Origin of the sequence: Streptococcus mitis subsp. hohhotensis, assembly GCF_020089495.2 — a bacterium.
Classification (GTDB): Bacteria; Bacillota; Bacilli; order Lactobacillales; family Streptococcaceae; genus Streptococcus; species Streptococcus hohhotensis.
Window position 1 is genome coordinate 51,252 of the sequence record NZ_JAIRCA020000006.1, and the last position, 21,593, is coordinate 72,844.

Annotated in this window: 23 protein-coding genes; 16 read left to right on the plus strand and 7 right to left on the minus strand. The window is 38.2% G+C overall.

The window, feature by feature from the left end; genetic code table 11:
• Positions 1–328 precede the first annotated feature (328 nt).
• From K4Z77_RS03780 to K4Z77_RS03790, 3 genes are all read right to left on the minus strand, one after another.
• A complete protein-coding gene (locus K4Z77_RS03780) occupies positions 329–1,594 on the minus strand; it encodes a tyrosine-type recombinase/integrase (RefSeq protein ID WP_224218492.1) in 1,266 nt (421 codons plus the stop codon).
• An 85-nt stretch (positions 1,595–1,679) separates the two neighbouring features.
• Positions 1,680–1,934, minus strand: coding sequence for a MerR family transcriptional regulator (locus K4Z77_RS03785; RefSeq protein ID WP_004269920.1), 255 nt, complete (start codon positions 1,932–1,934; stop codon positions 1,680–1,682).
• A gap of 21 nt (positions 1,935–1,955) precedes the next feature.
• Positions 1,956–3,086 carry a replication initiation factor domain-containing protein gene (locus tag K4Z77_RS03790; RefSeq protein ID WP_224218493.1) on the minus strand — a complete coding sequence of 377 codons (1,131 nt, stop codon included), beginning with the start codon at positions 3,084–3,086 and terminating at the stop codon, positions 1,956–1,958.
• Between the two features lie 74 nt (positions 3,087–3,160).
• Here K4Z77_RS03790 and K4Z77_RS03795 point away from each other — a divergent pair, with 74 nt between their 5' ends.
• Positions 3,161–4,237: a hypothetical protein gene (locus K4Z77_RS03795; protein ID WP_224218494.1), complete on the plus strand. Its 1,077-nt coding sequence runs from the start codon at positions 3,161–3,163 to the stop codon at positions 4,235–4,237.
• 72 nt (positions 4,238–4,309) lie between these two features.
• Here the strand turns inward: K4Z77_RS03795 and K4Z77_RS03800 are convergent, their stop codons facing one another.
• Positions 4,310–4,639, minus strand: coding sequence for a helix-turn-helix domain-containing protein (locus tag K4Z77_RS03800; protein ID WP_224218495.1), 330 nt, complete (start codon positions 4,637–4,639; stop codon positions 4,310–4,312).
• 152 nt (positions 4,640–4,791) lie between these two features.
• Between K4Z77_RS03800 and K4Z77_RS03805 the strand changes: the two genes are divergently transcribed.
• Positions 4,792–7,509 (plus strand): SEC10/PgrA surface exclusion domain-containing protein, encoded by a 2,718-nt coding sequence (locus K4Z77_RS03805; protein WP_224218496.1) that lies wholly within the window; start codon positions 4,792–4,794, stop codon positions 7,507–7,509.
• 359 nt (positions 7,510–7,868) lie between these two features.
• On the opposite strand, the gene rpmG is transcribed toward K4Z77_RS03805, so the two are convergent.
• Together rpmG and rpmF are read right to left on the minus strand one after the other, a co-directional pair.
• The gene (gene rpmG, locus K4Z77_RS03810) at positions 7,869–8,018 is read right to left on the minus strand and encodes a 50S ribosomal protein L33 (RefSeq protein ID WP_001265622.1); all 150 of its coding nucleotides are present in this window, start codon (positions 8,016–8,018) and stop codon (positions 7,869–7,871) included.
• Positions 8,019–8,033: 15 nt separating this feature from the next.
• Positions 8,034–8,216 carry a 50S ribosomal protein L32 gene (gene rpmF, locus K4Z77_RS03815; protein WP_000290417.1) on the minus strand — a complete coding sequence of 61 codons (183 nt, stop codon included), beginning with the start codon at positions 8,214–8,216 and terminating at the stop codon, positions 8,034–8,036.
• A gap of 230 nt (positions 8,217–8,446) precedes the next feature.
• Here rpmF and ilvD point away from each other — a divergent pair, with 230 nt between their 5' ends.
• Positions 8,447–10,150 carry a dihydroxy-acid dehydratase gene (gene ilvD, locus K4Z77_RS03820; protein ID WP_224218497.1) on the plus strand — a complete coding sequence of 568 codons (1,704 nt, stop codon included), beginning with the start codon at positions 8,447–8,449 and terminating at the stop codon, positions 10,148–10,150.
• Positions 10,151–10,362: 212 nt separating this feature from the next.
• On the opposite strand, the gene K4Z77_RS03825 is transcribed toward ilvD, so the two are convergent.
• Entirely contained in the window at positions 10,363–10,704 is a 342-nt protein-coding gene (locus tag K4Z77_RS03825; RefSeq protein WP_001206380.1) for a metal-sulfur cluster assembly factor, read from the minus strand.
• A 124-nt stretch (positions 10,705–10,828) separates the two neighbouring features.
• On the opposite strand from K4Z77_RS03825, the gene rgg reads away from it, so the two are divergent.
• The 13 genes from rgg (at position 10,829) to K4Z77_RS03890 (ending at position 21,586) form a co-directional block, all read left to right on the plus strand.
• Entirely contained in the window at positions 10,829–11,680 is an 852-nt protein-coding gene (gene rgg / locus K4Z77_RS03830; RefSeq protein WP_224218498.1) for a quorum-sensing system transcriptional regulator Rgg, read from the plus strand.
• Between the two features lie 314 nt (positions 11,681–11,994).
• On the plus strand, positions 11,995–13,242 hold the full coding sequence (locus K4Z77_RS03835; protein WP_224218499.1) for an MFS transporter: 1,248 nt from the start codon (positions 11,995–11,997) through the stop codon (positions 13,240–13,242).
• A gap of 181 nt (positions 13,243–13,423) precedes the next feature.
• On the plus strand, positions 13,424–14,704 hold the full coding sequence (gene hisS / locus K4Z77_RS03840; RefSeq protein WP_224218500.1) for a histidine--tRNA ligase: 1,281 nt from the start codon (positions 13,424–13,426) through the stop codon (positions 14,702–14,704).
• On the plus strand, positions 14,704–15,168 hold the full coding sequence (locus K4Z77_RS03845) for a hypothetical protein (protein ID WP_224218501.1): 465 nt from the start codon (positions 14,704–14,706) through the stop codon (positions 15,166–15,168). Before hisS ends, K4Z77_RS03845 begins: the two co-directional genes overlap by 1 nt.
• Before the next feature lie 9 nt (positions 15,169–15,177).
• On the plus strand, positions 15,178–15,384 hold the full coding sequence (locus tag K4Z77_RS03850; RefSeq protein WP_001176227.1) for a helix-turn-helix transcriptional regulator: 207 nt from the start codon (positions 15,178–15,180) through the stop codon (positions 15,382–15,384).
• Complete coding sequence (locus tag K4Z77_RS03855) at positions 15,384–15,581, plus strand: hypothetical protein (RefSeq protein WP_200832400.1); 198 nt, start codon at positions 15,384–15,386, stop codon at positions 15,579–15,581. Before K4Z77_RS03850 ends, K4Z77_RS03855 begins: the two co-directional genes overlap by 1 nt.
• Before the next feature lie 2 nt (positions 15,582–15,583).
• A complete protein-coding gene (locus K4Z77_RS03860; RefSeq protein WP_224218502.1) occupies positions 15,584–16,324 on the plus strand; it encodes a DUF3169 family protein in 741 nt (246 codons plus the stop codon).
• A 10-nt stretch (positions 16,325–16,334) separates the two neighbouring features.
• Entirely contained in the window at positions 16,335–17,159 is an 825-nt protein-coding gene (locus tag K4Z77_RS03865; RefSeq protein ID WP_224218503.1) for an ABC transporter ATP-binding protein, read from the plus strand.
• A complete protein-coding gene (locus tag K4Z77_RS03870; RefSeq protein ID WP_224218504.1) occupies positions 17,152–17,850 on the plus strand; it encodes an ABC transporter permease in 699 nt (232 codons plus the stop codon). The genes K4Z77_RS03865 and K4Z77_RS03870 overlap by 8 nt, the downstream gene beginning before the upstream one ends.
• A gap of 9 nt (positions 17,851–17,859) precedes the next feature.
• A complete protein-coding gene (locus K4Z77_RS03875) occupies positions 17,860–18,501 on the plus strand; it encodes a CPBP family intramembrane glutamic endopeptidase (RefSeq protein WP_224218505.1) in 642 nt (213 codons plus the stop codon).
• Positions 18,502–18,518: 17 nt separating this feature from the next.
• On the plus strand, positions 18,519–18,749 hold the full coding sequence (locus tag K4Z77_RS03880) for a hypothetical protein (RefSeq protein WP_224218506.1): 231 nt from the start codon (positions 18,519–18,521) through the stop codon (positions 18,747–18,749).
• A gap of 154 nt (positions 18,750–18,903) precedes the next feature.
• The gene (aspS, locus tag K4Z77_RS03885; RefSeq protein WP_224218507.1) at positions 18,904–20,667 is read left to right on the plus strand and encodes an aspartate--tRNA ligase; all 1,764 of its coding nucleotides are present in this window, start codon (positions 18,904–18,906) and stop codon (positions 20,665–20,667) included.
• Positions 20,645–21,586, plus strand: coding sequence for a YitT family protein (locus K4Z77_RS03890; protein ID WP_101782283.1), 942 nt, complete (start codon positions 20,645–20,647; stop codon positions 21,584–21,586). The genes aspS and K4Z77_RS03890 overlap by 23 nt, the downstream gene beginning before the upstream one ends.
• The last annotated feature ends 7 nt before the right edge of the window (positions 21,587–21,593 follow it).

Below are 21,593 nucleotides of genomic sequence, written 5' to 3' on the forward strand. Positions count from 1 at the left end.
TTACTATTTTCATGAATAAACTTGAAGTGAAAGAATAAAAAATGAAGAGCTACTCATCTGTGAAGTAGCTCTTCTCTTATATCCGTAATCTCTTTTTATTTATCTGAAAATGTAGAGAAAAATGTAGAGATTCGGCTGATTTGTATTGCAATACATTGAAATTTGAAATTTCAAGAATCGCTTAAAATCAGGTTTTCTCACGCCTACTGACGTGTAGTGAATCTCTATTTAACCTCTGTAAGGGTTAAATAATTGACCTATATCCCCTATATTATCAAGGATTGTAGAGCTTTAAAGTTTAAAGGTAGTGATAAAGGTAGTGATGGAATCAACTTGCCAGCTCTTCCATTTTATTTAGGAAAATATCCACTGCTTCAAACTTCTTTTTAGGAGCTAATTCAGCATAGGTATCCATAGTTGTTGATATGGACTTGTGTCCCATTCTATGTTGTAGCTCTTTCCAGTTCATACCAGCATTTAACATCATAGAAGCGTGTGTATGGCGGAAAAGATGGAAACCATAGTCAGGCAAACCAAGAGCCACTAATCGCTTTTTAAGGGTTGCCCGTTCATTTCTATCACACATATAGTTGCCATAGATAGTTGGGAAGATAAGTGAAGATTTTGGTAGACTATGCTTTTCAAAATAGTCAGTCATTTCCTCGTGAAACTTTTTGAGACTTTCCATGATTGAAAGTGGAACTGCAACCCTACGATTCCCAGAATCCGTTTTAGGAGTTTTCTTACAAACCATTTCCCCTTTGATACCTAGTTTTTTATTTGCACTTTTCCACATTAATGTTTTACTGACAAGAATTTCATTAGTTTCAAAATCAAGGTCAGTAATTTCTAACGCTAGCAACTCATTGATTCGTAATGCAGACGCTAATAGCGTGTTACAAATGACCTTAAAGCGTCTATTTGCTCTGGTATTGGGCAAGGTCTCAAGGTAAAATAACCAATGTTTCAGATTATCATCATGGAGTACCATGATACGCTCTTTGTTTGCTTTTGGTTTAGGTGGAATCTTGATTGATTTAGCTGGATTAGTGGTCAGCCCACAGTTTGTAATGCCAAAATCAAAAATATCACTGACTTTGTGAGCCATTGCACCAAAATCTTTTGCACTACCTTTCGGGGCACGTTTTACACCGGAATCAACAGATTTCTTTGCTTTTCTAGCTAGCTTATTTACCCAAAGTTGAACATCAGCAGGTTCAATTTGACAAGGTTTATAATCCCCAAAGTGAGGAATAATATAGGTATCAAGATACCCCCTCACTCGGTTGATAGTGTTTTGTGAAGACACCCAAGTTTTGAAGTTGCTAAACCATACCTCAGCTAGACTTTCAAAGTTATCAATTTTGATAGTTTCTTTAAGGGTAGAGCCAGTTTTTTCAAATTCAATTTTAGCTTCAACAATTTTTCTATCCAAAGATTTCAATGTCTTAGCAGTGATAGTTTTTGTGATGCGTTTACCAGTCTTTACATCAGTTCCAATGTAAACACCTTTAAGTGAATAACTGATTACACCATTTTGTTTTGTTATTTTTGTTATTTTTTTATTGTTGTGTTGAATGATTTCTTTACTCATATAGCCTCTTTTTTCGGACAATTAAAAGGCTAGAATAGGACCCTCACATTCTTTATTTGATAATTCTATTCTAACATACTTAAAGTTAAATAGTCAAAAATCCAATGACATCTTCCAATTTATAATAAATTGTACGCGTGCCTTCGATTGGAGGCTCAAGTCGTTTTAAACCTTTATTTTCCCATGATTTCAACGTGTTAGGAGAAATCTGTAAAATTTTCAATAGTTCTTTCTGTGTGACTATTCCATGAGAACTATTACTTTTTAATTCTTGTTGAATGATAACAATGAGCATATTTAGTAGCTCTTCAATTTGATTTAATTTCGTCATATCCGTCATATTAGTTTTCCTTTCGTTCTCTTACTTGAATACACGCCACGGCTCTTTTTCTTTCTTTAATTCATCTTTTTTATTATTTAAAAAGATGATAGTATCAGGAGAGGGTTTATACTTTGTTTTGAAATGAATCAAAACATGCTTGAAAAATTCCTGAATTGCTTCTTTACCGTAAATTTTATCAATCTTGTATAGAAAAGATTCTAAACCACTATTTTTTAACAAATAAATGTAAGTAGATAGTAAGTCATTCTTCCGCCTTGGTTTTGACCTTAATAAATCAAAATCAGTCGAAACGTATTCCAGCATAACCTTTGAAATATCCCATAATTCATCATTTTTGAAAAATAAATATTTGTCAGTAAATCGTTGAAAAATTAGGCTCGACAACTCTTTATCATTCCGACATTTTAAAATATCTAAACCAGTTTGGTTAGCGTAAGCCTGTCTGATTGACATTTCAAATCGCACCCAATCTTGACATTTTAGGGCTTCGTCATAATAGATACCTTTCTTTTTCTCCTGTTCCAGTTTTTTATCATAGATGCGCAGAAGTAGAGAATTTCCCTTGTTTGCTTTGCTGCCGACATAAATCGTTTCTACTCTGTTATTTGTATTGATAGTGCCGATATTTGACTGATTTTTTCTCAATTTGATTTTATTTGTAAAACTGTCAACGTATTTTGATTTTATTGTTGACTTATTTAACTCCTGATGAATCTGATTCACTTTCAAACCTTCATCTATAAAATCAATCGCAAAATCAATTTTTGAAACTCTACAACTACCGCTAAAATAATTTTCTAATTCAAAAAATTTTTGAACTAATTGACGATACGAAATTTTTTGATTATCTTCGTCCCTTCGTTTCATGTAATGTTTTAAACCTTGACCCGAGAATTTGAGAAAAATTCCCATCCTTGGGCTATCCGTGTTAAAACATAATAGAATTTCAAATTCATCAAAGTTGATAATATAATTGTAGCCTGCAAATCCTTTTTCATTTAACTTGAAATTGACTGTGTACTTTTCTAATTCCAATAATTCATCAATTTTTGAACAAATATCCAAAGCAAATGTTTCATAATTAGACATCATCTCATTAAATTCAGACAAAAATACAAATGAAATTTCATCAACATCACATTGAATCATATAACATAACTCCTTTTTATTGTTTTGTAGTTGACCCCGTTAGGGGTGGGGACTGGGAAGGGGGTCATTACTAAATGTATAGACATACTATAGAATTTTTAAAACGTGCAACAATTGATACAGTACCTGAGAAGATTAAAAATTTTAAAGCTGAACAGTTAGAGAAAGGGAAAAAATATTATTGGTATATGTTTTTACATGATGAAAGATTTGGCGAATTAAGTAATAGTGGTGCTTACTATAGCGGAAACAAGGACACGGCTAAAGAAAAAATGAGTCGATTAATGAAAGATAGTCGAACTCATTTGTCTGAATATGTTTTAGAGTTGCTTGCTAAGAATATGAATTTAACTGTTTCAGAATTGCTTTGGGGGCATGAAGAAAACTGGAAGAAATTGCTTCCAAGTCTTTTCTATTTAATAGTTTTTGAATCTATTAGCTCATCTGATTTTAAAACAATTAGAGAGCAACAATTGAAATCGAATATGCTTGAAGCTTTGAAAGAGTCTGTCTTGTTTTCAAGTGAATTAGCTAAAAAAGAAATCGAAGCAGACCTATCTGATGGTATTGTTGCATTTGATATTTTTGATAAGAATTTATTTAAAGTTATTTCAAGACTTTATCAAAATGAAGTAGAAGAAAAATTTTACAGACTATTTAAAGAATTCTTTATTGAAAAAAAATATTATTTGAAAAAATTAGATAATAGAATAATTGATTTTGCGGAACGAGTGTATGAAGATGTTATTTTTGATAACAAAAAAACAGAAGATTCGCTAGGGCTTCAGGTTTATCAGACTTCAAATTTATTTTTGAATGCTGATTATAGAGAATATAGAACAAGTATTATACAAAAGAAATCCTTGAATGAAGTAGTACTAGAAAAGGGGCAAATCTTAGAACATTATTTGGATGAAGAACAAAGAATGATAGTTGAACAAGTTTCAAAATTTGTTAATGGTTTAGATAAGATTCAAAGAAAACAAGATGAACGCTCAGGATATCGAAAGAACAACAAAAATTTATTCAAATATGGATTTGATTTTGTAAAATTTGATGAAGAATATTTTAGAGAATCAGAAGAGAAAGTAGAAGAAACTAGGATATCTACTGAACAAATGACCGCAGATTTGAAAAAATTAGATATGTAAAAAAACAACCGCTGAAATTTTTAGCGGTTGTTTATGTTGTTCAATAGAGTTGTTTTGTTATTAATTAAAAAATTATTTAACTTGATTTAGAATTATATGGAATGCAGAAAGTATTTCTTTTTGTTTACTATCAGGTAAACTTTTTATATTCGTAATTAATTCAACAATTTCAGGATTTTCATCTTTTTTTGTAATATCAAAGAAAGATGAAATATCACATTCAAGAGCCTTCATAACTTTTTCAAGGGTATTAATTGTTATATTTGTTTCGAGATGTTCAAGTTTATATACATAATTTGTTCCAAGGTCAGCTCTTTCTTCAATTTGTTCTTGTGTAAGTCCTTTTTTCAACCTTAAAAGGCGAATTCGTTTTCCTATATATTTTCTTAATGATTGTTTCATGCAATACCTCTTAAACTAAATACTACAGTATTTTTTCTACATATTTTAGTTCTTAAAAGATTGCTTATGACTTTAAAAGGTTGGTTAAATGTGCTATAATTAAATAAAAAAACAACTATATAAAGTTGTTAATGTGAATTTTTGGAGATTTTATGTCAAAAAATACTATTAAAACCCTCACAACATCAACAGCTATTGCGCTTGCATCAGTTGGTGGAACTGCATTTGCACAAGAAGCTCAAGCGACTCTAGTACATTCTAACACTGCTGTCAATGAACCTGCTCTTGTTGCTAAGTCACAAGTGAAACCAGTTGAAAAGACTGAAGTTCCTGCACCATCTAGCGTGAAACCTGCACTTGACGCTCAAAAAGATGTTGTTAAAAACGTTGAAACTAAAGTTGATACAGCTAAAGCTGATATTAAAGCAAAAGAAACTACTGTTGCTTCAACTGAAAAAGAAGTTGCTACAACAACTCAAGCTGTCAAAGATGCTGAAGAAACTACTGCTAAAGCAACACCTGAAAAAGTTGAACAAGTCAAAGAAGCTCAAGCTAAGAATGTTGAAGCTCAGACTGCTAACCAAAAAGCAACCGAAGCTACAAATGAACAAATCAAAGCTGAAAGCAAAGCTCTTGCAGAAGAACAATCAGACGTGGCAAGTGCTCAAGCTAATCTTGACCAAGCTAACAAAGATGTCCAAACAGCTAAACAAGCCGTTGCAAGCGCACAATCTGCCCTTGACGGTACTGGACTTGCAAATGCTCAAAAAGATTTGACACAAGCTCAAACTGACGTCAAAGACGCAACCAAAGCAGTCGAAGACGCAAAAACTGCAAAAGAAAACGCATCTAAAGCAGATGCGAACCGCGCCCAAGCTATCAAATCAGCTGAAACTGATATTAATACTAAAAATGATGCTGTCAAATTGGCTAAAGAAAAATTGGCTTCAGCTACAGAACATGCTGACTCAGTTGAAAGCAAATTGCAATCAGCTCAAGCTGAACTAAAATCAGCTCAAGATAAATTGGCAAATACTGGTGTTGATACTGTAAATGTTCAAAATAATACTTTCCATATTTCTGACAAACTTCGTAATAAAATTGGTGCATCAACAAATGATATCACATTCAAAGAAGCTTATGACCTATGGAAAGTAAATCCAAATTCTGATACAGAACGTGTTCTAATCGGAATGGGAGTTAAAGTTATTGAACAATCTTCAACAAAAATCAGCGAAGCTGATAAAAACAAAATTGTTGAACTCGACAATTTGACTGATGAGCAACAAAAAGAAATCAGCTTATACGCTTCAAAAGTATTGACTGAAATCCATAAACAATTTGGATTGAACGAAGTCACTGTAACAGACTCTGACCTTCGTATCGCTCGTGAACAAGCTAGAAAATATGTTGAACGTGGAATTGCAGTAAACAAAGCTGGACACATCAACGGTGCTTACCATGGTGAAAACGTGTCACTTGCAAATGAAACAAAATCTATGACCATGTACGAACTTAAACAAAAAGTATATGAAGCAATCATGGGACAAACATTTGCTGATGCACCATCTAAATGGGGACACTCACGTAACAACTTTGTTAATAACACTGTCGGAATCGCAACAGCTAACGTAGACGGACGTTTACATATCATCTCAACTCTTGACTTAGCTGGCGGAAACGTTATTAAAGACCAAAACGACACAGCATCTCTTGAAAAAGCTGTCGACACAGCTAAATCAAACCTTGCTCAAGCTGAAACTGCATCAGAAAATGCTAAACAAGCTTTAACAAAAGCTTCAAATGATTACGCAAGCGCACTCAGCTTGAAAACTGAAGCTGAAAAAGTCTTGGCTGACGCAATGGCTACACCACTTCAAGCCCAAGTTGCTGAAAACAACCTACGTTTGGCAGAAATTGCTCTTGAAAATGCTAAAGCTCGTGAAGCTAAAGCTACTGAAGCTGTTAACAACTTCTCAGCAAATCTAGCTGACAAGAAAGCTACTCTTGTAAAAGCTCAAGCAGAACTTGAAGGAGCTAAAGCTGTTCAAACAACTGCGTCACAAGCTCTTGCAGATGCTTCAGCTAAACTAAAAGCTCAAGAAGATAAAGTGAACACTTTGAACAAACAAAGTGCTAAACTTCTTAAAGAAAAAGACGAACTCGTCAAAGAAGCTACAAAATTGGCTGAACAATTGCAAGCATACTTGGACGCACCTGCTAAACTAGCAACTGCTCAAGATATGAAAGCAAAAGCTGAAGCTAAACTTGAAACAGCAAAAGCTGAACTCAAGACTGCACAGTCTACTCTTGAAAACTTGTTGTCTGCATACCGTACAGAACACGCTAAGTTGGTAGACTTGCAAACAGAATATGACGCACTCGTTGACCTTGCAGAAAAAGCTCAAGAAAACGTTGTTGCCAAATTGCCTGATGGAACAGTCATCGCTGTCCCTAAAGTTGCTCCAACTACTGAAGCACTTCCTGAGCTAAATCCTGAAGAACTTGCTAAAGAAGATGCAAAAGATAGCAACGTTAAAACACTTCCTGATGGAACAATCGTCGCTGTTCCTAAAGATGCACCAGTTGCTGAAGAACTTCCTGCTGTCAATATTGACGAATTGAAGAAAGCTCTTGCGACAGGAAAAGAAGTTACTGTCGATGCTCAAGGGAATGTTGTTGTGAAGGAAAAACGTGAAACATACTCAGCGCCTGCTGTTAAATCAGTAGAAAACGAAAAAATGAGTTACTCACGAGTAGAAAAAGCAAAAACTTTACCAAATACAGGAGAAACTTCAAGTGTTGCGATGTTGGTAATGGGTGCCATTCTTGGAACATTTGGACTTGTAACAGTACGTAGAAAAAATTAGAATAATAAAAAATCTTCTTATTATAAATAGGAAGATTTTTTGGATTCACAAAACTAGTTGAAAAGACTGCGCTATTTAAACTAGTTTTGTGAATGAATATATTTTAGATTGTATCGATGTCTTGGTATATCTGATACAAATAGTGTAGAGGTATTATTTGAAATATATACAGAAAAGGAACCCCATCTTATAATGGAGTTCCTTTTGCTTTTAATTGTCCGAATCAGTATTCTTATTTCAAAAAAGGTAGTGAAAAAGGTAGTGATTCGGTTGATTTTTATTGCAATGTAGTGAAATTTAAACTTTCAAGAATCGCTTAAAATCAAGGGCTCTCACATCTATTGACGTGTAGTGAATCCCTATTTCACCTCTGTAAACACAACGTGTTTGCGAAGTTTTGGTGAGTATTTCTTCAATTGAAGACGGTCTGGAGTGTTACGTTTGTTTTTAGAAGTAAGGTACAAGCGTTCACCAGATTCTTTGTGTTCAAGTGTAATATTTACGCGCATGGTATCTCCCTTCTATTATTCAGCTGATGCAGCCTTAGCGATTTTACGTCCTTTGTAGTATCCTTTAAGTGATACACGGTGAGAACGTGAGTAATCTCCAGTAGTTTCGTCAAAGTTTACAGATGGAGCTGTTACTTTGTAGTGTGTACGACGTTTGTTTTTCTTCGCTTTTGAAGTGCGACGTGCAGGTACTGCCATTTTGATTTCTCCTTTAGGTATTTATATTCGATTCAATCTACTGATTTTCATCAACCATACTAGGATAACACATTTTTTTTGTAAAGTAAAGTTACTTGACAAAAAAAGATGAAAAAATTAGAAGCTCATCAACCAAATTAATCGAAATTTTCTGAAAATTCAAGAATTTTCTTCTGTTCATTGCCTTTAAAATGTGCTATAATAGTAAAAACTGAAATGGGAGGGAACAAATGATTGAATTAGATAAACGTCACCGCAGTAGCATTTATGACAGCATGGTTAAATCACCAAACCGTGCCATGCTTCGTGCGACTGGTATGACAGATAAAGACTTTGAAACACCGATTGTAGGAGTGATTTCGACTTGGGCGGAAAATACACCATGTAACATCCACTTGCATGATTTTGGGAAATTAGCGAAAGAAGGTGTCAAATCTGCAGGTGCTTGGCCTGTACAGTTTGGAACCATTACCGTAGCGGACGGGATTGCCATGGGAACGCCTGGTATGCGTTTCTCTTTGACATCTCGTGATATCATTGCGGACTCTATCGAAGCTGCTATGGGGGGTCACAACGTCGATGCCTTTGTCGCTATCGGTGGCTGTGATAAGAACATGCCGGGTTCTATGATTGCCATTGCAAATATGGATATTCCAGCCATTTTCGCCTATGGTGGTACTATTGCACCGGGAAATCTTGATGGTAAAGACATCGACTTGGTTTCTGTCTTTGAAGGTATCGGAAAATGGAACCACGGTGATATGACGGCTGAGGACGTGAAACGTCTTGAATGTAATGCCTGCCCTGGCCCTGGTGGCTGTGGTGGTATGTACACAGCTAATACCATGGCGACTGCTATCGAAGTTCTAGGGATGAGTTTGCCAGGATCTTCATCTCACCCAGCTGAATCAGCTGACAAGAAAGAAGATATCGAAGCAGCAGGACGTGCTGTTGTCAAGATGCTGGAGCTTGGTCTTAAACCATCTGATATCTTGACTCGTGAAGCCTTTGAAGATGCCATCACTGTAACCATGGCTCTCGGTGGTTCTACCAATGCCACTCTTCACTTGCTTGCCATTGCCCATGCGGCCAATGTTGACTTGTCACTTGAGGACTTCAATACAATCCAAGAACGCGTTCCTCACTTGGCCGACTTGAAACCTTCTGGTCAGTATGTCTTCCAAGACCTCTACGAAGTTGGTGGTGTACCTGCGGTTATGAAATATCTCTTGGCAAATGGCTTCCTTCATGGCGACCGCATCACATGTACTGGTAAGACAGTTGCTGAGAACTTGGCTGACTTTGCAGACCTCACTCCAGGTCAAAAAGTCATCATGCCACTTGAAAATCCTAAACGTGCAGACGGTCCGCTTATCATCTTGAACGGGAACCTTGCCCCTGATGGTGCGGTTGCCAAAGTATCAGGTGTTAAAGTGCGTCGTCACGTTGGACCAGCTAAGGTCTTTGACTCAGAAGAAGATGCGATTCAGGCCGTTCTGACAGATGAAATCGTTGATGGTGATGTTGTCGTTGTTCGTTTCGTTGGGCCTAAGGGTGGTCCTGGTATGCCTGAGATGCTGTCACTTTCATCAATGATCGTTGGTAAAGGTCAAGGAGACAAGGTTGCCCTCTTGACAGATGGTCGTTTCTCTGGTGGTACTTATGGTCTGGTTGTCGGACATATTGCTCCTGAAGCTCAGGATGGTGGACCTATTGCCTACCTCCGTACAGGTGATATCGTTACGGTTGACCAAGATACTAAAGAAATTTCTATGGCCGTATCGGAAGAAGAACTTGAAAAACGTAAGGCAGAAACAACCTTGCCACCACTTTACAGCCGTGGTGTCCTCGGTAAATATGCCCATATCGTATCATCTGCTTCACGCGGAGCCGTGACAGACTTCTGGAATATGGACAAGTCAGGTAAAAAATAAACTCATACTCTTCGAAAATCTCTTCAAACCACGTCAACGTCGCCTTGCCGTAGGTATGGTTACTGACTTCGTCAGTTCTATCTACAACCTCAAAACATTGTTTTGAGCAACCTGCGGCTAGTTTCCTAGTTTGCTCTTTAATTTTCATTGAGTATCAAAAAGCAAGCCAACTTCGGCTTGCTTTTTTTCATCTTCAAAAGTGATTTGCCTGCTTAACGAGGTGGCAGTCCAAGGGCAATGCGGCCGTAGCGACTGATTCGTGTAATCTTCCAGGCAGGCGACCAGGTAACTTCAACCTTGACATCTTCGATACCCTCGATTTGTTTGAGACCTGCCACGATTTCGATAGGCAGGCTTTCGGCGCAATCGCAGGCAGTATCGGTGAAGGTCATGACAATCTTGCAGAGACCTGTCTCATCCAGATTGATTTCATAAATCAGTCCTAGATTGTAAACATCCAATTCCACATCTGTATCAAAAACCTTCTCTAGTTTTTCGATAATTTGGTCTTGTAAGGCCAAAGCACGGTCATTGATTTTGATATCCTCTCTCATTACAGTCCCTCCACGTGATAAATATCCTCTATTTTCTCATAATTCTGACAATTTGGCAAGTTTTTGATGAATTTTCTGAAAAAATATGATAATATAAAGAAAACTCTGAATCAAGGAGAAGCCTATGGAGCAGATTGGAAAAGTCTTTAGACAATTACGAGAGTCAAGAAATATCTCGCTGAGACAAGCAACTGGGGGACAATTTTCGCCGTCTATGTTATCTCGCTTTGAAACAGGTCAGAGTGAGCTTTCGGTGGAAAAGTTTCTATTTGCCCTAGAAAATATATCTGCCAGTGTGGAGGAAATCCTCTTTCTGGCGAGAGGGTTTCAGTATGATACAGATTCTGAGTTGAGAAAAGAAATCATAGATGTCTTGGATCCAAAGAATATAGCTCCACTTGAGGACTTGTATCGCAGGGAGTATCAAAAGCATGCCCATTCTCACAACAAACAGAAACATATTCTAAATGCCATTATTATCAAGTCTTATATGAAGGGCATGGATGATACGGTAGAGTTAACGGCAGAGGAAGGGAAAGTCCTTCATGATTATTTGTTTTCTACCGAGATCTGGGGAATCTATGAACTCAATTTATTTTCAGTCAGTTCTCCCTTTTTATCTGTTTCTCTTTTTACTAGATATGTACGAGAAATGGTACGTAAATCTGATTTCCTAATGGAAATGTCTGGCAATCGAAACCTTTTTCACACTATACTATTGAATGGCTTTTTAGCCAGCATTGAGTGTGAAGAATTTACTAATGCCTATTATTTTAAACGTGTTATCGAAGAGCATTTCTACAATGAAAATGAAACCTATTTCCGAATTGTCTATTTGTGGGCGGAAGGTCTCCTTGATAGCAAGCAAGGCAGAGTCAAGGAAGGCCAGAAAAAAATGGAAAATGCTGTCCGTATTTTTGAGATGCTTGGCTGTAATAAATCTGCCGAATACTATAGAAAAACGACCGATTGTTGAATATCTGCAAACCAAGAAAATAATTTGAAATTTGAAGTGATAGAATTGTTGAGCTTTCTCGTGTCACTGGAGAAATTTTATCGTTTCTTTTTGCTCATTTCATTTGTTGCATATATTCAAAAATTTTTCCTCTAAAATTTCTAAGTGCTATACTATAGTCATACTTCACATAAAACTTATACTCTTCGAAAATCTCTTCAAACCACGTCAGCTTTATCCCCAACCTCAAAGCTGTGCTTTGAGCAACCTGCGGCTAGCTTCCTAGTTTGCTCTTTGATTTTCATTGAGTATTCGAACAAGAAGGGAGATTATCTATGAAACTATTGTTTAGAAATCAAGCTTATCGTCTCTTGACTTTGTCACGCTTCTTCAATGCTTTTGGTGCTTCGATTTTTAATCTGGTCTTTATCGTCTATGCATCGACCTTGCCACAAGCATCTTTTGCTGTTGCTATGGCGAATATTGTCATGATTCTTCCGACTCTCTTTACAGTTTTTGTAGGGATTCGGGCAGATTACACGAGGGCCAAGGTCAAATGGATGGTCTATAGCGGTTTGTTTCAGGCAGTTTTATTTTTTCTAGCAGCCCTAGTTGTCCAGCAAGCTAGTCTCTTTGCCTTTTCTAGCCTGTGTTTGATCAATGTCATTAGTGATGTCATCAGTGATTTTGCAGGTGGCCTGCGTATGCCTCTTATTAAGGAAAAAGTAGCTGAAGATGATTTGATGGAGGCTTATTCTTTTTCCCAATTCATCACCTATATTTCAGCTATTGGTGGTCAAGCTTTTGGAGTCTGGCTCTTAGGTCTATCGGTCAACAATTTTTCCCTCGTTGCGGGAATCAATGCCTGTTTCTTTCTAGTATCAGCCGTCATCCTCTTTTTAGGAAAAAGCAAATTGAGCCTGTCAATGTCATCTGCTGATGGTGAAATTCTAAAAAATGAGAAGCTTCCGATCAAAGAGCAGTTCCTAACGATTTATCGAAATTTACGTCTCGTTTTTCTTAAAGGTGGACAGAAAAACTTTGGATTTATGATCTTTGCTGTCTTGCTTATCAATGCCTTGGGTGGCGCTTTAGGAAGCATCTATAACATCTTCTTTTTGAGCCATTCTCTTTTGGACTTTTCTTACACAGAGGCATTATTTATCAGTCAAGTCTGTGCTTTGTTAGCAATCATCATCAGTAGCCTTACGGGCAATGATTATTTTGGGAAGCAGTCCTTGCCTAGATTGATGATGTGGGTGACCGTAGGACTCAGTCTAGTTGGTCTAGCTAATTTATTCAATCAAGTCGTACTTGGTTTACTATTTCTCTGTTCAACTCTGTATGTGTCTGGTAAAGTTCAACCAAAGATTAGTGCCATGCTCCTGAAAAATCTAGCTCCAGAGGTTCTAGCTCGTACTAGTAATTTTTTAGGTTTATTGTTCACCTTATCCATACCTGTGGGAACAGCCTGTTTTTCACTTGTAGCTGTATGGAATATACAGTTGACTTGGATGCTATTTGTTGGTTTTTCCTTGCTGGCTATTCTTTTGACAGTTCTTAATCTCAAAAATGATATCTAATACTCTTCGAAAATCTCTTCAAACCACGTCAGCGTCGCCTTACCGTACTCAAGTACAGCTTGCGGCTAACTTCCTAGTTTGTTTTTTGATTTTCATTGAGTATAAATCCTAATTTTTTCTCACTGTTTTAATCCTTCTATTTATGGTAAAATAAGACTATTAAGTTTAAAGAGGACACCCTATGAAATTACAAAAACCAAAAGGAACGCAGGATATTTTACCTGCTGAATCTGCCAAATGGCAGTACGTTGAGGGCTTTGCCCGTGAGATTTTCAAGCGCTATAACTATGCAGAAGTGCGCACGCCTATTTTTGAACACTACGAGGTTATCAGTCGTTCTGTCGGAGATACAACGGATATCGTAACCAAGGAAATGTACGACTTTTACGATAAGGGAGACCGTCATATTACCCTCCGTCCAGAAGGAACAGCGCCCGTTGTCCGTTCCTATGTGGAAAATAAACTCTTCGCCCCAGAAGTGCAAAAGCCAAGTAAGTTCTACTACATGGGCCCTATGTTCCGCTATGAGCGTCCACAGGCAGGGCGTTTGCGCCAGTTCCACCAGATTGGTGTTGAGTGTTTTGGCTCTAGTAATCCAGCTACCGATGTGGAAACAATCGCGATGGCAGCCCATTTCTTGAAAGAAATCGGCATCCAAGGTGTCAAATTGCACCTTAACACTCTTGGCAATCCTGAGAGTCGTGCGGCCTACCGTCAAGCCTTAATTGACTATTTGACACCGCTCAAGGAGACCTTGTCTAAGGATAGCCAACGTCGTTTGGAGGAAAATCCTCTTCGTGTCTTGGACTCTAAGGAAAAAGAAGACAAGGTAGCAGTAGAGAATGCACCGTCTATCTTGGACTTCCTTGATGAAGAAAGCCAAGCTCATTTTGATGCTGTACGTCAGATGTTGGAAAATCTTGGAGTAGACTATATCATCGATACCAATATGGTGCGTGGTCTGGACTACTACAACCACACCATTTTCGAGTTCATCACAGAGATTGAGGGCAATGACTTGACAGTCTGTGCGGGTGGTCGTTACGATGGTTTGGTTTCTTATTTTGGAGGTCCTGAAACTGCTGGATTTGGTTTTGGACTTGGTGTAGAGCGCCTGCTTCTCATTCTTGAAAAGCAAGGTGTGTCCCTCCCTATCGAAAACGCCCTAGATGTCTATATCGCAGTCTTGGGCGAAGGGGCAAATGTCAAGGCCTTGGAGTTGGTACAAGCCCTTCGCCAACAAGGTTTCAAAGCAGAGCGTGATTACCTCAACCGTAAACTCAAAGCTCAGTTCAAGTCAGCCGATGTCTTTGCGGCTAAGACCCTCATCACTCTAGGAGAGAGTGAAGTCGAAAGCAGACAAGTGACGGTCAAGAATAACCAAACCCGAGAAGAAGTGCAAGTGTCGCTTGAGACAATCAGCCAAAATTTCTCAGAAATCTTTGAAAAACTAGGGTTTTAATGATAGATAAACTGGTCAGGATTTTATTCCTGACCTTTTTCTTTTGCAAAATGACAAAAATCATAAACTTTTTGACAAATATACTTGTCAAAAAGAAAAAGATGTGTTACAATATAATCAAGTTAAGAGAAAAGGAGAAAGGAACAATTATGTGGGCATTAGGATTTGTACCTCTTGTGATTATGTATTTTATCTACCATTCCCAAAAGGTCAAGAAACTAGAGAGTAAAATCAAAAGAATTGAGAAAAAACAGAAAGGAAATAAAGAAATGTCAAGAATTTTAAAAGAATTGATTGGGAAAACACCGACAATCGTTGGACAAGTTTTTGGAACAGATAACTGGGAAGTTGTAGATGTAGATGAGGAATGGGTCAAACTACGACGTGTTGATAAAAAGGGGAAAGAAAAATTTAAGTTGCAACGTATCGAGGATATCCTAACCGTTGAATTTGACGGAAAGTAGGTGTGTGACATGCAACTAAAAAATCGTCTAAAAGAGCTTCGGGCTCGCGATGGTCTCAATCAAACCGACCTAGCCAAGCTGGCAGGGGTTTCCAGACAGACTATTAGTCTATTAGAACGGGACGAATACACCCCGTCCATTATCATTGCCCTGAAAATATCTCAAATTTTCAACGAAACAGTCGAATCGGTATTTCGCTTGGAGGAGGACGAGTGATGAACAAGTATAAAGTGATTTATTATGTAGTTGCCATAGCTTTATTAGTCAGCGTGTGTCTACTAATTGGAACAAATCTAGGATGGTTTGATCTCTATTATAGCGACCAATTTATTTGGGCCTACTTTGCTCTCATCCCAGTAATTGAATGGATTGAAAAGAAATCCAAAAATCTAGCAAGTGAAAAAGGAGAATGAATATGAAAAAGAAAAATAAAGGTGGATTGTTATTTTTAATGTCTGTTGTCTTTGGAGGTTTCTTGGGCGGTTTTGTAGGGATGTTTAAGGCTGCTACCGAATCCCACGGAATCATTTTAGATGTGAAAGTCTTGATACCATGGATATCAGCTATTTGTTTACTGATAGGTTTCATTAGTATGCTTTTGACTTTCAATTTCTTAAAGAAAAGCAGAAAATTTCACTCCTTGTATCAAGAGGAAATGGATGATGATCTGAATGAAACCTATTATGTGCAAATGTATCGGAATCTCGAATTTGGAACCATTGCCTTTAATATTACAACTGTAGCGATTTTATTGGCTCTTTCCATCTCATTAAATGAAGTGATTGTACTCAATGGAAGCCATATAACCTTATCTCTTTCTTTTTTGGTATTTGCGTGGATTTTCAATGCTCAAAAATCTCTTTCTAAAACAATTGCAATCGTTCGTCAGTTTGATTTGCTTCCTTTCTCTACACCAAAGGATGTCTTGTGCTATATCAATTCTTATGATGAAGGGGAGCGTCAAGCTAATTTGGAACAGAGTTTTCAGATTTTATTCCAATTAAACCAATATGTCTTGCCAGCCTTGTACTTTCTAATTGTTCTCTTTTCCTTACTGACAGGAGAGATTCAGTTACTCGCCTTCTTGCTTGTCGGAGCAATCCATATTTATATCAATATAATGTTTATACCTATGGTAAAATGCTATTTCAAATAAAGGAGTTTCTATGATTCGTGTTGAAAATGTAAGCAAAAGTTTTGGGAGCAAAAAAGCTCTTCATCAGATTTCTTTTGAGATTAAGGAAGGTGAAATCTTTGGTTTTCTTGGCCCTTCTGGCTCAGGTAAAACAACCATGATCAACGTCTTGACGGGTCAGTTGGCTGCAGATCAAGGTAAGACAATTTTGTTAGGCAAGAATTCTCAAGATTTAACCTCAAATGATTTAGAACAAATCGGTATAGTTAGTGATGGCAGTGGTTTTTATGAAAAGATGAGTCTTTACAAAAATCTTCTCATCTATGCTAAGTTATATGGCCTCAAAGCAGAAAGAGTAAATCAGGTGCTCCAACAGGTTGGCTTGGCAGATGCTAAAGATATTATCGCAGAAAAACTATCTACTGGAATGAAACAACGAATGTTCTTGGCTCGTGCCCTTCTGAATGCTCCTAAGATTCTCTTTCTAGATGAGCCAACCAGTGGCTTAGACCCTACAACATCTAAGATGATTCATACCCTACTTCAAGAATTAAAGCAGGCGGGGACAACTATCTTTCTGACCACGCATGATATGCATGAAGCAACTCTGCTTTGTGATCGCTTATCTCTTTTAAATAAGGGTAATTTAATAGAGTATGGAAGTCCACAAGACATTATCCAGAAGTACCATGTGGATAAGAAAGTACGTGTGGTTTATAATGATGGACGAGAACAGATAGTCCCATTTGAAGAATTACCACATTTAGACACGACAGATTTGATGGTGGTTCACTCTTGTGAGCCAACTTTAGAAGAAATCTTTATCAGATTGACAGGAGAAAAGTTAGATGTTTAGAAAATTAAATGCCCTACTATGGTTAAGAGTGCAAGTTCTTATTAGCAATTCAACTTTGTTAGCGACTTTATTGATGCCTTTTGGTATTGCTGTTTTATATAATGAATTTTTAAATAAGAATGGACAATTAAGCCTATTTTTACTATCTGCTAGCTTGACGATGGTCTTGAGCATGGGAAGTGGTTATATGGTATCGATTATGATGGCAGAAGATAAGGAAAAACGAAATCTTAAATCACTCATTCTAAGTGGTGTGACAGCAACAGAATATACTTTTAGTATGCTTGTTCTCCCTATTCTGATAATGTTACTTGCTATGATTGTACTTCCCATCTATCTTAAAGTAGATCTATCAGGTTACTTATTTGCCTATGTTATCTATTTGCTCCTAGCAACTATTAGTATTATTTTTCTCAACCTTCTAATCGGTGCGGTTTCAGATACTCAATCTAAAGCGCAAGTTTATAGTATCTTCCCTATGTTAATTGTCTCTTTTTTACCTATAATTGCTCTTCAAAATGATACGGTTCAGAAAGTGTTGGATTACTCTTTTATTGGTCCAATTGTAAATCTTTTAAATAAAAAAGGTGGGGAAATATCTTTTTCTAATATTGGTATGTTACTTGCATGGGTACTTGTGTTAGGAATAGCAAACCTTTTTGTATTGAAAAACAGCTATAAAGCAAGATAGGAGATTTATATGAAACTACTTAAAAACCTTGGCTGGTTTCTTCTAGCCCTTCTATCCTTTTTATTCATCTATGGCTTCATTCAGGGGCTCGCGACTACTTCGCTTGCCTTAGGCGCTTCACCCTATGCTGTGACCTTGCTCTATGTGGCCTTGGCTGGAGTTTATGTGTACGGCATTTACAAATGGTATCAGAAAGGTCCTGTTCGTATTGAGAAGAGTGGCTTCAACCGATTTATTTGGCTTCCTGCCTTGGTTTGGTTCTTATCTCTGGTTGTCCAGTTTTTCTTGCCAAATGATCCTTCAGTAAATCAGCAAATGGCGATAGACTTGACCTTGTCTCAACCACTTTTCTCATTCTTTGCGGTCGTTATTTTTGCTCCTTTGACGGAAGAACTCATCTTTAGAGGAATGTTGGCACGTTACCTCTTTCCTAAACAGGACAACAGCAAACAAACTCTGCTTTTCCTTCTGGTATCGAGTGTTCTGTTTGCCTTGATTCATTCTCCAGGAACTTTGCAACAATTTTTTGTCTATTTTAGCCTTGGTTTTAGTTTGGGCTTGGCTTATATTAGCAGAAAAGGTCTGGTCTACAGTATTTCTCTCCACGCTTTGAATAATTTAGTCGGCTTTTTGATGATTCTCATGCTATAATAGAGTCAGGAGGTCACATGAAACGAGTAATTTTATTAGCAGTGATTCAAGCAGTTGTTCTATTTTTCATCATTGGGGGATTAGCTTATGCCTTCAAAGGTGATTTCTTCTATAGCCATCTCGCAGTGGTCTTTGCCCCTATTGCCGGTATCTGGCGTTTTGGGACAGCCTACACAACGGAAATCGTCCTGCCTCGAAAGGCAGCCGAAATCGCTGAAAAGCGTAAAGGAGGTAACAATTCAAAATAAAAGAGTCCGGTGAAGTTCATCGGATTTTTGTATTGGCATTAATTTTTAGAGCCTTCACTTGATTTTTAAAGTCAGGCAAACTTTTCTGATGATTTTCATGAAGAGCCTGCGCTTTTATGGTAAAATAGTAACAGAATAAAAGAGGAGAGAAAACATGAAACGTAGTATGTATGCTGGTCGTGTTCGTGAGGAACACATCGGACAAGAAATGACCTTGAAAGGATGGGTAGGCCGTCGTCGTGACCTTGGTGGTTTGATCTTTATCGATCTTCGTGACCGTGAAGGGATCATGCAGTTGGTTATCAACCCTGAAAAAGTCTCTGCAGAGGTTATGGAAACAGCTGAAAGCCTTCGTAGCGAATTTGTTATCGAGGTGACTGGACAGGTCGCTGCGCGTGAGCAAGCCAATGATAAGTTACCAACTGGTGCAGTTGAGTTAAACGTGACGGCTTTGACAGTGCTTAATACAGCTAAGACAACACCCTTTGAGATTAAGGATGGTATTGAGGCCAATGACGATACGCGTTTGCGTTACCGTTACCTTGACCTTCGTCGTCCAGAAATGTTGGAAAATCTCAAACTTCGTGCCAAGGTGACCCACTCTATCCGCAACTACTTGGATGAGTTGGAGTTTATCGACGTGGAAACACCATTCCTTTCTAAGTCAACACCAGAAGGGGCGCGTGACTATTTGGTACCATCTCGTGTTAATAGAGGGCATTTTTACGCGCTTCCTCAAAGTCCACAAATCACGAAACAGCTCTTGATGAATGCTGGTTTTGACCGCTACTACCAAATCGTTAAATGTTTCCGTGACGAGGACTTACGTGGAGACCGCCAGCCTGAGTTTACTCAGGTCGACTTGGAAACATCTTTCCTTACTGAGCAAGAAATCCAAGATATTACAGAAGGCTTGATTGCGCGCGTCATGAAGGAAACAAAAGGCATCGAAGTGACGCTTCCATTCCCACGTATGAAGTATGATGACGCTATGGCTCTTTACGGTTCTGACAAGCCTGATACTCGTTTTGACATGTTGCTTCAGGACCTGACAGCAGTAGTCAAAGGTGTAGACTTTAAAGTCTTTTCAGAAGCACCTGCTGTAAAAGCAATTGTGGTCAAAGGCGCTGCGGACAACTATTCACGTAAAGACATTGACAAGATGACGGAAGTAGCCAAACAATATGGTGCCAAAGGTCTTGCTTGGGTCAAGGTGGTTGATGGAGAATTAAACGGACCAGTTGCTAAGTTCTTGACTAGCATCCAAGCAGAATTGACAGCAGCACTTGCGCTTGAAGATAAGGATTTGGTTCTCTTTGTGGCAGATGCGCTTGAAGTGGCCAATGCAACGCTCGGTGCCCTTCGTGGACGTATTGCCAAAGAGCTTGGTTTGATTGATGGCGATAAATTCAACTTCCTTTGGGTGGTTGACTGGCCAATGTTTGAATGGTCTGAAGAAGAAGGCCGCTACATGAGCGCTCACCATCCATTCACACTTCCACAGGAAGAGACTGCTCACGAATTAGAAGGTGATTTGGCTAAGGTTCGTGCCATTGCTTACGATATCGTCTTGAACGGTTATGAGCTTGGTGGTGGTAGCCTTCGTATCAACCAAAAAGACCTTCAAGAACGCATGTTCAAGGCTCTTGGTTTCTCAGCTGAAGAAGCAAATGACCAGTTTGGCTTCCTTCTTGAAGCCATGGACTATGGTTTCCCACCACACGGTGGTTTGGCTATCGGGCTTGACCGTTTTGTTATGTTGCTTGCTGGAGAAGAAAATATCCGTGAAGTCATTGCCTTTCCTAAGAACAATAAGGCAAGTGACCCAATGACACAAGCTCCTTCAACAGTAGCTCTCAAACAACTAGAGGAACTCAGCTTACAAGTAGAAGAAGATGAAACAAGCAAAACGAATTAAGCGGTGGCGCTATTATCTGCGCCGCTTTGCTCATCAGATAAAAATTTTACGTGTCTTACAAAGCATCTCTCGTGAAAAATACGATGAGAAGATTTCGGCTTCTCTGGTCTATGGTTTTTTATCAGCAGTAGCGGTCAATTTCTTTTTCCAACCAGGGCATGTGTATTCGAGTGGTGCAACAGGTCTGGCACAGATTATCTCTGCCTTGAGTAATCACTGGTTTGGTTTTCACATTCCGATTTCACTGACCTTTTACGCCATTAATTTTCCTTTGATGGTCTTGGCTTGGTATCAGATTGGCCATAAGTTCACCGTCTTTACCTTTATCACGGTATCTATGAGTTCCTTCTTTATCCAGTTTGTCCCTGTGGCGACCTTGACAGAGGATCCTATTATCAATGCCCTTTTTGGGGGTGTTGTCATGGGCTTGGGGATTGGTTTTGCTCTTCGAAACAATATCTCCAGTGGTGGGACGGATATCGTCAGCCTGACTATTCGCAAGAAAACAGGTAAGAATGTCGGTAGTATTTCTTTCTTGGTCAATGGGACCATCATGCTGATAGCAGGTTTGACCTTTGGATGGAAATACGCTCTCTATTCTATGATTACCATCTTTGTCTCTAGCCGTGTGACAGATGCGGTCTTTACCAAGCAAAAACGCATGCAGGCCATGATTGTGACCAATCATCCAGATAAAGTAATTGAGAAAATCCATAAAAAATTGCACCGCGGAGCAACCATGATCCACGATGCAGAAGGAACCTATAATCACGAGAGAAAGGCAGTTTTAATCACTGTCATTACACGTGCAGAGTTTAATGAATTTAAACTCATTATGAAACAGGTGGATCCAGGTGCCTTTGTCTCTGTATCTGAGAATGTCCATATTCTGGGACGATTCGTTGAAACAGAAAATTAGTGACTAA